The following is a 12939-nucleotide window of genomic DNA, read 5'->3' as shown; positions in this document are numbered from 1 at the left end:
ATGAGCCAGGCCAGCGCGCTCAGGGCGCCTACACCCCAAGCACTGCCGCCAATGGCCAGGGAACAGGCCCTGCGCCCCGAGGTCAATGAAGCCCACGTGCGCTTCATCGGCCTGGGCAAGACCTACCCGGGCCAGGCGCAACCGGCGTTGCAAGGCATCGACTTGAACATCCGCCATGGCGAGATCTTCGGCATCATCGGCCGCAGCGGCGCCGGTAAGTCATCACTGCTGCGCACCATCAATCGCCTGGAGCAACCCAGCCAGGGCCGCGTATTGATCGACCAGGTGGATATCGCGCTTTTCGATGAGGACCACCTTGTGGCCCTGCGCCGGCGCATCGGCATGATCTTCCAGCACTTCAACCTGATGTCGGCCAAGACCGTGTGGCAGAACGTCGAATTGCCTTTGAAAGTCGCCGGCGTGCCCAAGGCCGAGCGCCAGCGCAGAGTGCGCGAATTGCTGGAACTGGTCGGCCTGCAGGAAAAACATCACGTGTACCCGGCGCAACTGTCCGGCGGGCAGAAACAGCGCGTGGGCATTGCCCGGGCACTGGTGCACAGCCCCGAGATCCTACTGTGCGACGAGGCCACCTCGGCGCTGGACCCGGAAACCACCGCCTCGATCCTGGAGCTGCTGCGCGATATCAACCAGCGCCTGGGGCTGACCATCGTGCTGATCACCCACGAAATGGCGGTGATTCGCGACATCTGCCACCGGGTAGTGGTGCTGGAACGCGGCGCAGTGGTCGAGCAGGGCGAGGTCTGGCGGGTGTTTGGTTCACCTCGTCACGAGGTTACCCGCACCCTGCTCGCCCCTTTGCAGGCCAAGCTACCCGCCGCACTGCAAGCCAGCCTCCAGGCCCACCCGGCGAGCGGCAACAGCGCCGTAGTGCTGAAACTGACGGTGCTTGGCGAGCCAGAGCTGTCTGCCCTGTTCAACGACCTGGGCGGGCGTGTACGCCTGCTGCAGGGCGGCGTGGAAACCATCGGCGAACATGCCTTGGGGCAACTCATCCTCTCGGTGCAACACTCGCCGCACGACACCCATCAATTGCTGGAACGTGCCCGCCGTTGGGCCGAGGACGTGGAGGTATTGGGCCATGTGGATTGATCGCCTGCTGGAAGGCTTGCTTGATACGCTGCTGATGGTTGGGGTTTCGTCACTGATCGCCCTGCTGGTGGGTGTACCCATGGCGGTGCTGCTGGTGACCAGCGACAAGGGCGGGATCTTCGAGGCGCGGCTGCTGAACCGGGTGCTGGGCGCCTTCGTCAACCTGTTCCGCTCGATTCCGTTTCTGATCCTGATGGTTGCGCTGATTCCTTTCACCCGCCTGGTGGTGGGTACCACTTATGGTGTGTGGGCGGCAGTGGTGCCGCTGACCATTGCCGCCACACCGTTCTTTGCGCGGATTGCCGAGGTCAGCCTGCGTGAGGTCGACCATGGTCTGGTGGAAGCCGCACAGGCCATGGGCTGCCGGCGCTGGCACATCGTCTGGCATGTACTGTTGCCCGAGGCGCTGCCGGGGATCGTCGGGGGCTTCACCATTACCTTGGTGACCTTGATCAACTCGTCGGCGATGGCCGGGGCGATTGGTGCCGGCGGGCTGGGGGATATCGCCTATCGGTATGGCTACCAGCGTTTCGACAGCCAGATCATGCTGACCGTGATCGCCATGCTGGTAGCGTTAGTGGCGTTGATCCAGCTGGGCGGGGACCGCCTGGCGAAGGGTTTGAACAAGCGTTGAAATCCAGGGCTGCGTTGCAGCCCGGTCTCAATCCCAGCGAAGATCCGCAGCCGGCACTGGCCGCCCGAACCAGTACCCTTGACCCAACTGGCACTCCTCCTGCAGCAGGAAGCTGGCCTGTTCCGCCTGCTCGATGCCCTCGGCATGCACCTGCATACCCATGCTACGGGCCAAGGCGATGATCACCCGCACAATGGCGATGTCGTCTTCATCCACTGGCAACCCAGCCACAAACCCTTGGTCGATTTTCAGCTTCTGCACCGGCAAACGCTTGAGCCGCAGCAGTGACGAATACCCGGTGCCAAAGTCGTCGATGGCCAGGGTCACCCCCAGTTCACGCAAGCGGTGCAGTTGCTCCAGCGCCACCTCAGGGTCTTCCATCACCGCGCTTTCGGTCACTTCCAGCTCCAGCAAGGCCGGGGCGAGGCCGGTGTCGTGCAGCACTTCGGCTACCTGCCGATACAGCTCATGCTGGCCAAACAGGCGACTGGAGATGTTCACCCCCACAAATGCCAGCTGCCGGCCTTGAGCCTGCCACTGCACCATTTGCCGGCAGGCCTGGCGCAGCACCCAGGTATCGATCTCGGCAATCAGGCCGGTGCGTTCGGCAATCGGGATGAACTCGCCCGGCGGTACCAGACCGCGCCTGGGGTGCTGCCAGCGCACCAGCGTCTCGACCCCGACCTGTCGGCCTGATGCCAGGTCGTGTACCGGCTGGAAGTACACCCGCAGTTCATCCTGCTCCAGGGCCCGACGCAATTCAGCGGCGGTCTCGACCCGATGCTGGGCGTGGGCGGTCAGCTCTTCGGTGTACAGCGCATAGCAGGCCCGCCCGTTGCTTTTGGCCTTGTACAACGCCGAGTCGGCATTGCGCAGCAACTGCTCGGCACCCAAGGCATCGCTGGGGTAAAGGCTGATTCCGACGCTGGCGCTGATGAACAGACGATTGCCGTCGAACTGAAACGGCTCACGCATACGCTCGATGATGCACTGCGCCAGCTTGCCCGCCTGGCCGACCTGCTGGCAGTTCTCGACCAGCACGCCGAATTCGTCGCCGCCCAGACGCGCCAGGGTCACACCGTTACCCAACACCTCCCCCAGACGCTCGCCCACCAGCTTCAGCAACTGGTCGCCAATGGTATGGCCCAGGCCGTCGTTTATGCTCTGGAAGTGATCCAGGTCCAGCAGCAACAAGGCGCAACCGCGCTTGTTGGCCTGCGCAGCCGCCAATGCCTGCTCCAGCCGGTCGGTAAACAGCAGGCGGTTGGGCAGGCCGGTCAGCGGGTCGTGGTGGGCGAGGTAGGCAAGCTCTTGTTCCGAATGCTTGATGGCGCTGATGTCACTGAACACCGCCACGTAATGGCTGAGCTCACCCTCGTCATCACGAATGGCGCAAATGGTCTGCCACTGCGGGTAGATTTCCCCGCTTTTGCGCCGGTTCCAGATTTCACCACTCCACTCGCCCTTCTCGGCCAGGGTGGCGAAAACCTCCTGGTAGAAGGCCAGGCCATGGTGGCCCGACTTGAACTTGCTCGGGCGCTGGCCGATAACCTCATCCTGCTGGTAGCCGGTGATGCGCATGAAGGCACGATTGACGTGCACGATCAGGCCTTGGCGGTCGGTCACCAGCACACCTTCGAGGGTACTGTCGAACACTGCGGCAGCCATGCGCAGCCGTTCACGGTCTTCACAACGCAAACGCGCGCCATGGCCGATGAAATTGAGCAGGCGCACGCGCGACACATAGATCAGCAAGGCACTGAGCAGCACCCAGACCACCACGTTGATCTGCCGCCCCACGGTCAGTGCCAAGGGATCGTCAGTCATGCTGTGCAGCATCACCTCCGCCAGCGCAAGCCAGAGGATCGAGAGCACCACATACAGCGCAGCCATGCGCAAGGCGTCGCGAACGGAAACAGACATGTCGGGTGGGAAAGGCCATCAAAAAGGAGTGGGCATTATAAAGGCTGAAACATGTCGTGACCTCCTATCTCAACGGTTGACTGGTTTTATTTCCCCGCCAAGGGATAATCAGCCCTTCCCCCTGCATTTCGAGGGTATTTGCACCTATGTGGTATAACGGCCTGCTCGACCTGTCGGCCTGGCAACTGGTCGGCATCACTCTGTTGATGACCCACGTGACCATTGTCAGCGTCACGGTCTACCTGCATCGCTACTCCGCGCACCGGGCCCTGGAGCTCAACGGCGCGCTCAAGCACTTCTTCCGCTTCTGGCTGTGGCTGACCACGGCGCAGAACACCCGCGAGTGGACCGCCGTCCACCGCAAGCACCACGCCAAGTGCGAAACCCCCGACGACCCGCACAGCCCGGTGTACAAGGGCCTGGGCACAGTGCTGCGCAAAGGTGCCGAGCTGTACCGTGAAGAGGCGCGCAACCCCGAAACCCTGCGCATCTATGGCAAGAACTGCCCGGATGACTGGATCGAGCGCAACCTGTACTCGCGTTACAAACTGGGCGGTATCGCACTGATGGCGGTAATCGACCTGCTGCTGTTCGGCACCCTGGGCATCACCATATGGGCGGTGCAGATGATGTGGATTCCGTTCTGGGCCGCCGGTGTGGTCAACGGCCTGGGCCATGCCCTCGGCTATCGCAACTTCGAATGCCGCGACGCCGCCACCAACCTGGTGCCCTGGGGCATCGTCATCGGCGGTGAAGAACTGCACAACAACCACCACACCTACCCCAACTCGGCCAAGCTCTCGGTCAAACGCTGGGAGTTCGACATGGGCTGGGCGTGGATCCGCCTGTTCTGCCTGCTGCGTCTGGCCAAGGTGCAGCGCGTGGCGCCCATCGCCCACCGGGTGGCCGGCAAGGCCAGCCTGGACATGGACACCGCCATGGCCATCCTCAACAACCGCTTCCAGATCATGGCCCAGTACCGCAAGCTGGTGATCGGCCCGCTGGTGAAACAGGAACTGGCCCGTGTCGACGCCTCGGTGCGTCACCGTTTCCGCCGGGCCAAGCGGCTGCTGTCTCGCGAAACCAGCCTGCTGGAAGACCGCCACCACGTGCGCATCGAGTCCATGCTCGCGCACAGCCAGGCACTGAAAACCATCTACGAAAAGCGCCTGGCCCTGCAGCAGATCTGGGCGCGCACCAGTGCCAACGGCCACGACATGCTGGCAGCCATGAAAGACTGGGTACATGAGGCCGAAACCAGCGGCATCCAGGCACTGCGCGACTTCGCAGCACAACTCAAGACTTACTCGCTGCGCCCGACCGGCGCCTGACCGCCGTTGATCGGCACGCCCCGCAGCGGGGCGTGCCATTCGGAACTTCGCCCCCACCTCTCCACTCGAATCCGGAATATCGCCTGCGTGGCGGGCCGGATGCTGGCCGCACGCTTTCACGTTGAGACCTGCTCCGTGCACATGGCCAAGAACATTCCAACGATTTTCCCCGGCACCCCTCCTCCCGAAGCCGCCCAGACTTTACTGGCGTTGCTCCACGCCCAAGGAGAGGTTGCCCGCCTGAGTGAGCGTGATCAGCTGTTCAGCTCGTTGCTCGACAGCGTCAACGCAGTGCTCTGGGCCTTCGACTGGGAAACCCGTCAGGTGCTGTACGTGAGCCCAGCCTACGAGCGCATCTTTGGCCGCCCGGTCAGCCTGGTGCTGGCTGACTACAACGAATGGCGTGACAGCATCTACCCCGACGACCTCGAGTTCGCCGAACGTAGCCTGGCCCAGGTACTGCTCAAGGGCGCGGTGGAAGACCGCGAGTACCGCATCCTCAATGCCGACGGGCAACTGCGCTGGCTGAGCGACAAGTGCTACATCAACCAGCAGCACGATAGCGACCGGGTAATCATTGTCGGTATCGCCGAAGACATCACCGAGAAGAAGCAGCTTGAAGGCGAACTGCAGCGCCTGGCCACCACCGACGTGCTGACCCAGAGCAGTAACCGCAGGCACTTTTTCGAATGTGCCCAGCAAGCCTTCGACAGTGCACGTGAGGACGGTACACCGCTGGCTTTCCTGCTGTTGGATATCGACGACTTCAAACGCATCAATGACAGCTATGGCCACCAGGAAGGCGACCAGGTGCTGCAACACATCGCCGACAGCGGCAAGGCCGTGCTACGCCGGGGCGACCTGTTCGGACGCATTGGCGGCGAAGAATTTGCGGCAGTGTTTCCGGGCTGCAACGCCCAGGTAGCGGAGCAGATTGCCGAGCGCTTGCAACGGCAGATTCAGCACTTGAGCTTCACCCATGGCCAGCAGACGTACGGGGTGACGGTGAGCCAGGGGCTGACCGGGCTGACCGACGAGGATGTGGCGCTGGACAGCCTGTATGCGCGGGCCGATGCGGCAATGTACCGGGCCAAGCGGCAGGGCAAGAACCAGATAGTCCGCGGCTGATCAGGCGGCACGGGCACTGGCTTTGGCCGGTATTCGAGGGCCTGCGGGAGCGGGCAAGCCCGCGAAGGGCCGCAATGCGGCCCCGAATCTCAGCTGGAAACCTCGGCCCCAGCCACCGGCGGTTCTTCCTGCGGCTTTACTTCCGGGTTCTCTTCTTTGCGCAACCGCCTCAGCTCCGGCAGGCCAAGCTTGAGCAGCCGCGCCGTCTTGCCGCTGGCCACCTTCTCCAGGCCCTGCCCAGCCGGCAGCCGCGACAACTGCCCAGCCAGGTTCATGGCCAGGATCTCCAGCGAGTAAACGCCACCACCCAACTGGTAGATCGCAGCGATCAGCTCGCGCAGTGCCAGCGGCAAACGCCAGCGAGTACGCAACGCCGAGCCGAATGCCGCAGCAAACTCTTCCAGCGATTGCTGCACATTGCGCTCGTCCAGATCCCCCCCGGCCAACCGCCACTCTTGCAGGCAGCGCAACACCGCCAGGTCGCCCAGGCAATGCAGCAAGCCCGCGCAGTAACAACGCCCCTCGTCCAGCTCGAGCATGCGCGCCAAAGTGCGGCCATATTCGGCAGTGTGCAGTGACAGGTCCCAGTAACGGGTCGCGTGCTCCGCCAACAGCGGGTCACTGAGGCGTGCGCTGCGCTTGAGGGTCATGCCCAGGATCAGGTTCATGCTTTGGGTACTGCCAAGCTTGTTCAGGGCCTGCAGCAACGTCTGCACCGGGGCTTCACGGTGCAATGCCGCACTATTGGCGGCGGCGATCAGCACCGCCGTCACTTGCGGGTCGTTACGCACTTCCTCTTCGAGCACCCTGAGGTTCAGGCCCTGGGGGTTCAGCGCTCGATTGATCGCTACCTGCACATCGGCCAGCAGCGGCCCGCCATCGGCGGTAGCGCGACGCTGCTCAAGGTAGGCTGACAGGGTGGCCCCCGCCTGCAACGCCGGTACCGGGCAGGCGATCTCCTCGCCAACGGCCAGCAGCAACTCTTGCAGGCGCTTGCGCAGGTTATCCAGGTTCAGCGGCTTGCTCAGGTACGCCGTGGGGTGCAGGGGCAGCGCTTCGCGCACACTGGCGCTGTCATTGCGGTTACTCATGAGAATGAACGGCACCCCTGGCCCTTTGGCGCGCACCTTGCGCAGCAGGTCGAGGCCGTCGACACCGGCCAGCTCACGGGCGGCGATGATCAGGTCAGGCTTGCTGGACAAGGCACTAAGCGCCTGCGAGCCGTCCGCGCATACCTGCAGGCGGGCGTCACAGCGCACGCTGAGCAGCATCTCGCTGAGCATGTCCCGTACCCAAGGATCGCCTTCGACAATCAGTACGCTTGGTGGGGTGGGGGCTGCAGCGCTCATCGCCAACTACTCCTGAATAACCTGACACACAGTCCGTCGCAGCTTCCAAAGCCAGTCCTCCGATAACCATAGCGCCACACGGCTTATCTGGGCATAAAAAAAACCCGCCTAGGCGGGTTTTTTCTGAAGCGCGTCACATCAGGCGATTTCAGCGAAGCACTCTTCGATGATGGCCAGGCCTTTGTCCAGCAGCGCGTCTTCGGCGGTCAGCGGAACCAGGATACGCAGGACGTTGCCGTAGGTGCCGCAAGACAGCAGGATCAGACCCTTTTCACGAGCCTTGGCGACAACCTGGCCAACAGCAGCAGCGTTCGGGGTGTGAGTGCCCTTCTCGAAGACTTCGACGGCAATCATCGAGCCCAGACCACGGACGTCGCCGATGATCGGGTACTTCTTCTGGATTTCGCGCAGGCCGGCGGTCAGGCGCTCACCCACAGCCTTGCTGCGGTCCAGCAGTTTTTCTTCTTCGAACACTTCGATCACGGCCAGGGCCGCGGCGCAAGCGATCGGCGAACCGGCGTAGGTACCGCCCAGGCCGCCAGGCGCGATGGCGTCCATGTATTCGGCCTTGCCGCACACACCGGCCAGCGGGAAGCCGCCAGCGATGGATTTGGCGAAGGTGGTCAGGTCAGGCGCAACGCCCATCTGTTCCATGGCGAAGAAGGTGCCGGTACGGCCAGCGCCAGTTTGTACTTCGTCGGCGATCAGCAGGATGCCGTGCTGGTCGCACAGGGCGCGCAGGCGTTTCATCAGCTCTTTCGGCGCTGGCAGGAAGCCACCTTCGCCTTGTACTGGCTCGAGGATGATTGCGGCGATGTCGCGCGGCTCGGCGTCGTTCTTGAAGATGCGCTCGACCGAGGCGATGGCGTCATCAACGCTGATACCGTGCAGTTCGCTCGGGAACAGGGCGCGGAAGATGCCGCCTGGCATCAGGCCCATGCCAGCGGAGTACGGCACGACCTTGCCGGTCAGGCCCAGGGTCATCATGGTACGGCCGTGATAACCGCCGGTGAAGGCGATGACGCCAGCGCGGCCAGTGGCAGCACGGGCGATCTTGACGGCGTTTTCAACGGCTTCGGAGCCGGTGGTGACCAGCAGGGTCTTCTTGTCGAAGTCGCCTGGGACCAGCTTGTTGATCTTTTCGCACAGCTCTACGTAGGGCTCGTAAGCCAGCACCTGGAAGCAGGTGTGGCTGACCTTGGTCAGCTGCTCTTGCACGGCTGCAACCACTTTCGGGTGCAGGTGGCCGGTGTTCAGTACTGCGATGCCGCCGGCGAAGTCGATCAGTTCGCGGCCTTCAACGTCGATCACGGTCGAGTTCTTCGCGGTGTCGACGAAGATCGGGTGGATCTGGCCGACGCCACGTGGAACGGCAGCTACACGACGTTGCATCAAGGATTCGTTGGTTTTGCTCATAATGCCCTCATTGCGCCGACAGGAATGGCGCTTTTATTCGGGGGCGGCTGGGAGTGCTCGCGAACAGTATTCGTTGATCGACTGTCGTGAACGCCCTGGCCACCAGGTACTGCAATGTAAAAAAGGCCAGCGAGACGTCGCTCTCGCGCCCCGCTGGCAGAGGTAAAGCCTTTACCGTGCTATCAGACGCTGATGCACAGGTATTTGATTTCGAGGTAGTCCTCGATACCGTACTTGGAACCTTCGCGGCCCAGGCCCGAAGCCTTGATACCACCGAACGGCGCGACTTCGTTGGAGATCAGGCCGGTGTTGATACCCACCATGCCGTATTCCAGGGCTTCGGCGACACGGAACACACGGCTCATGTCACGGGCGTAGAAGTACGAGGCCAGGCCGAACTCGGTGTCATTGGACATGGCGATGACTTCGGCTTCGTCTTTGAAGCGGAACAGCGGCGCCAGTGGGCCGAACGTCTCTTCCTTGGCGACAGCAGCGGTCTTCGGTACGTCAACCAGGATGGTCGGCTCGAAGAAGTTGCCTTCGATCAGCTTGCCACCGGACAGCACTTTGGCGCCTTTGCTGACGGCGTCCTCGATGTGTTCCTGGACCTTGGCGACAGCCTTGCCATCGATCAGCGGGCCAGTGGTGGTGCCTTCTTCCAGGCCGTTACCGATCTTCAGCTTGGCAACTGCAGCGGCCAGCTTCTCGGCGAACGCGTCGTAGACGCCGTCCTGCACGTAGATACGGTTGGCGCAGACGCAGGTCTGGCCGTTGTTACGGTACTTGGAGATGATCGCGCCCTCGACCGCCTTGTCCAGGTCGGCGTCGTCGAACACGATGAACGGGGCGTTGCCACCCAGCTCCAGGGAAACCTTCTTGATGTCCTTGGCGCATTCTTCCATCAGCTGGCGACCGATTTCGGTCGAGCCGGTGAAGGACAGCTTGCGTACCAGGGAGTTGCCGGTCAGTTCGCCGCCAACTTCGCCGGCGCTGCCGGTAACCACACTCAGCACGCCAGCCGGGATGCCGGCACGGTGGGCCAGCTCGACCAGCGCCAGAGCGGAGTATGGGGTTTGCGAAGCCGGCTTGAGGACCATGGTGCAGCCAGCGGCCAGGGCCGGGCCGGCTTTACGGGTGATCATGGCGGCCGGGAAGTTCCACGGAGTGATGGCCGCGGTAACGCCGATTGGCTGCTTGATGACAATCAGGCGCTTGTCTGGCTGGTGGCCCGGGATGGTGTCACCGTAGATGCGCTTGGCTTCTTCGGCGAACCACTCGATGAACGAGGCAGCGTAGGCGATTTCGCCCTTGGCTTCGGCCAGCGGCTTGCCCTGTTCGGTGGTCATCAGGCGAGCCAAGTCGTCCTGGTTCTCGATCATCAGTTCGAACCAGCGACGCAGCTTGGCCGAGCGCTCTTTCGCAGTCAGGGCACGCCAGGCCGGCAGGGCCTTGTCGGCAGCTTCGATGGCGCGGCGGGTTTCCGCGGTGCCCATCTTCGGCACGGTACCGATGACTTCGCCGGTGGCCGGGTTGGTCACCTTGATGGTCTGGCCGTTGTCCGCATCCAGCCACTCACCATTGATATAGGCTTGCTGGCGGAACAACTGAGCGTCTTTGAGCTGCATGTCGGCTTCCCGAATTGTTGATTGTTGAAAAGCGCCCAAGGCAGGGCATCGAGCGTTTGAAATCTCAAACGAATGCTAAGCGGCTGCTGGGGTGTTGGACAATAGGCTGTTCGAAAAAAAGAACGAATGGTTGAACAGCCCATCTGAAATCGCCCGCAGAATGGCCGCTGAAGGGTAGACGATGCTGCGGCCGGACGTGGGGCGAAGCAAAAATTCGTTTTACTGCTTGTCACGGCCAATTCCCCCCCGCCCTGATGTTGGGCTGAAACGATGATGCTGTCGTCATCGGCGCCGTAATCGATGGCATTGGCGTGCGCCCGGTTAAGGCCGGTCTCCCCGACCCACCGTTGTTCATTTCCGATCGGTATTGTCGTGTATCCACCCCAAAGGGATCTGCACAGCCAACGCGGTAAAAACAGCTACAGATCAAGGCGATGGACGTCAACGACACAGATGGGTATCATGCGTGCGCGTTGCACTCGTAGCTCAGCTGGATAGAGTACTGCCCTCCGAAGGCAGGGGTCGTGGGTTCGAATCCCGCCGAGTGCGCCATATCAAGAAAGCCCTGGGCCTGAGCCCGGGGCTTTTTCGTTTGTGCGACACGTCACCTTTCTGGTACTCCCGTACCACGGGTCATTGGTGTTAGCGTGGGCGTCTTCCCGTTTCCCGAACGGGTAACCCTGAACAATGATTGGCAAAGGAATGCGCACAACCATGCAGTTGAAAAAATTCACCGCCACCACCCTGCTGCTGGCCGGCATCGGCCTGTTTACCCTGCCTGCTCAAGCCAACCTCACCCAGCAGCAGTCCGCAGCCATCATCAAAGCCTTTGACGGCAGCGACCCAAGCGACTTCAGGCAATTCCTCGGCAAGCTCAAAGACAGCGACCAGGGCAAGGCCGACAACCTCAAGGCAACCGTCGACGCCTACCTGGCCGACAAGCCATTGGCCGCCGGGCAACAAGACGAGATCAACCGCCTGCTCGGCCTGTATACCCGCATCAAGTATGGCAAAGCCGCGACCGAAACCCTGCGTGAACTGGTAGCCATCCCCACCTTCAATGTCGAGGGTACGCCGCAGTACGAAAACCCTGAATTCCTCAAGATCGCCGACAAGATCAAGGCCTTGGCCGACCGCTTCGGCCTGGCCTTCCGCAACATCGACAACCGGGTGTACGAGATCTCGCTGGGCAGCGGGAAGGAAGTGATCGGCATCCATGCCCACGCTGACGTCGTGCCGGTCAACCCGGACAACTGGAAGCTGGCCGACGGTACGCGCCTAGACCCGTTCAAGGTCACCCTGGTGGGTGACCGCATGTACGGCCGCGGCACAGAAGACGACAAGAACGGCATCGTGGTGGCGATGTACGCGCTGAAAGTGGCCAAGGACGAAAACCTGCCGCTCGCCCGGCAGTTCAAGCTGCTGATCGACACCACCGAAGAAACCAGCGGTGATGCCATCCCCTACTACTTTGAGCGCAACCCTACGCCCGATTACAACCTGGCCCTCGACGGCGGCTACCCGGTAGTGATTGCCGAGAAAGGCTACGGCACGGTCATGGCCAGCTTCACCAAGCGCCCGGCTAGCGGCAAGGGTGCCGAGATCGTCAACCTGACCGGTGGCCTGGCCACCAACCAGATCCCGACAACTTCGGTTGCGACCCTGATTTCTGACAACCCGGCACAGTTGGTCAAGCACCTGCAGCAAGCCGGCGCCAGATATGTGAAGCAGCATGGAAGCGACTTCAGCATCGACGCCAAGGCCGACGGCAAGCAAGTCTTGCTCACCGTGACCGGTGTTTCCGCACACTCTTCGGAGCCGGAATCCGGCATCAACCCGGTGGCGCGTATGCTCGATTTCATCAATGGCCTCGGCCAGCAGGTGTCGCTCAAGCACAACCACTTTACCGACGCGGCCCGCTACGCCGCCGAAAACTGGGGCCTGGACTACCTGGGCAACAAGCTCGGCGTGGCCTTCAAGGACCCGTTCATGGGCCCGCTGACCACCTCGCTGACTTTTGTCGGGGTGGATGACAAAGGCTTGAAACTGGCGGTGAATCTGCGCATTCCCAAGGGGAAGCCGATCGCCACGATCAAGGACGAACTGGCCGACAAACTGGGCAAATGGACCCGGCAAAGCAACACCTCGGTGGCGTTCGACTTCAGCCTGGACGAGCCGATGTACCGCAACCCTGAAGGCGAATGGGTCAAGGCTCTGCTCGCTGTGGCCACCGAGAACCTGGGTATGAAGCATGAGTTCGGAACCTCGGCCGGCGCGACTTCTGTGCACGATCTTCCCAACGGTGTGCAATTTGGCCTGGCCATGCCGGACGTGAAGTACACCGGGCACAACGACAACGAGTTCAAGACCGTGGAGCAGTTCATGCTGGACTTGCAGGTGGTGAGCGAAATGGTGGCGCGGAT

General features: G+C 62.2%; 9 protein-coding genes and 1 tRNA gene. 6 read left to right on the top strand and 4 right to left on the bottom strand.

Features of this window, described 5'->3' with window-relative positions; translation table 11 throughout:
* Positions 1-1110 (top strand): methionine ABC transporter ATP-binding protein, encoded by a 1110-nt coding sequence (locus tag V7787_RS33875; RefSeq protein ID WP_064491762.1) that lies wholly within the window; start codon positions 1-3, stop codon positions 1108-1110.
* Complete coding sequence (locus V7787_RS33870; protein ID WP_010951601.1) at positions 1100-1744, top strand: methionine ABC transporter permease; 645 nt, start codon at positions 1100-1102, stop codon at positions 1742-1744. Before V7787_RS33875 ends, V7787_RS33870 begins: the two co-directional genes overlap by 11 nt.
* 27 nt (positions 1745-1771) lie before the next feature.
* Here V7787_RS33870 and dibA read toward each other — a convergent pair whose 3' ends face one another.
* Positions 1772-3667, bottom strand: a complete 1896-nt coding sequence (gene dibA, locus V7787_RS33865) for a phosphodiesterase DibA (protein ID WP_064491761.1) — start codon at positions 3665-3667, stop codon at positions 1772-1774.
* Positions 3668-3813: 146 nt separating this feature from the next.
* Between dibA and desA the strand changes: the two genes are divergently transcribed.
* Both desA and V7787_RS33855 read left to right on the top strand, forming a co-directional pair.
* On the top strand, positions 3814-4998 hold the full coding sequence (gene desA, locus V7787_RS33860) for a delta-9 fatty acid desaturase DesA (protein WP_014589316.1): 1185 nt from the start codon (positions 3814-3816) through the stop codon (positions 4996-4998).
* Between the two features lie 99 nt (positions 4999-5097).
* A complete protein-coding gene (locus V7787_RS33855) occupies positions 5098-6126 on the top strand; it encodes a GGDEF domain-containing protein (RefSeq protein ID WP_064491760.1) in 1029 nt (342 codons plus the stop codon).
* Between the two features lie 89 nt (positions 6127-6215).
* Here V7787_RS33855 and V7787_RS33850 read toward each other — a convergent pair whose 3' ends face one another.
* The 3 genes from V7787_RS33850 to gabD all read right to left on the bottom strand — a co-directional run bounded on the left by V7787_RS33850 (position 6216) and on the right by gabD (position 10516).
* The gene (locus tag V7787_RS33850; protein ID WP_020192581.1) at positions 6216-7475 is read right to left on the bottom strand and encodes a response regulator; all 1260 of its coding nucleotides are present in this window, start codon (positions 7473-7475) and stop codon (positions 6216-6218) included.
* Positions 7476-7613: 138 nt separating this feature from the next.
* A complete protein-coding gene (gene gabT / locus V7787_RS33845) occupies positions 7614-8891 on the bottom strand; it encodes a 4-aminobutyrate--2-oxoglutarate transaminase (RefSeq protein WP_003255866.1) in 1278 nt (425 codons plus the stop codon).
* 182 nt (positions 8892-9073) lie between these two features.
* Entirely contained in the window at positions 9074-10516 is a 1443-nt protein-coding gene (gene gabD, locus V7787_RS33840) for an NADP-dependent succinate-semialdehyde dehydrogenase (RefSeq protein WP_010951596.1), read from the bottom strand.
* A gap of 475 nt (positions 10517-10991) precedes the next feature.
* Between gabD and V7787_RS33835 the strand changes: the two genes are divergently transcribed.
* Positions 10992-11068 (top strand) — tRNA-Arg (locus tag V7787_RS33835).
* A 162-nt stretch (positions 11069-11230) separates the two neighbouring features.
* Positions 11231-12939 (top strand): dipeptidase (locus V7787_RS33830; RefSeq protein ID WP_336091744.1); only part of this gene is annotated, 1709 nt, incomplete at its 3' end.

Source organism: Pseudomonas sp. CGJS7, assembly GCF_036961695.1.
This window is presented reverse-complemented; position numbering and strand designations above follow the sequence as displayed.

Coding starts and splice junctions, on each gene's coding strand:
- desA (WP_014589316.1), top strand. CDS start 3,814: ATGTGGTATAACGGCCTGCTCGACCTGTCGGCCTGGCAACTGGTCGGC.
- V7787_RS33855 (WP_064491760.1), top strand. CDS start 5,098: ATGCTGGCCGCACGCTTTCACGTTGAGACCTGCTCCGTGCACATGGCC.
- dibA (WP_064491761.1), bottom strand. CDS start 3,667: ATGTCTGTTTCCGTTCGCGACGCCTTGCGCATGGCTGCGCTGTATGTG.
- gabT (WP_003255866.1), bottom strand. CDS start 8,891: ATGAGCAAAACCAACGAATCCTTGATGCAACGTCGTGTAGCTGCCGTT.
- V7787_RS33850 (WP_020192581.1), bottom strand. CDS start 7,475: ATGAGCGCTGCAGCCCCCACCCCACCAAGCGTACTGATTGTCGAAGGC.
- gabD (WP_010951596.1), bottom strand. CDS start 10,516: ATGCAGCTCAAAGACGCTCAGTTGTTCCGCCAGCAAGCCTATATCAAT.
- V7787_RS33870 (WP_010951601.1), top strand. CDS start 1,100: ATGTGGATTGATCGCCTGCTGGAAGGCTTGCTTGATACGCTGCTGATG.
- V7787_RS33875 (WP_064491762.1), top strand. CDS start 1: ATGAGCCAGGCCAGCGCGCTCAGGGCGCCTACACCCCAAGCACTGCCG.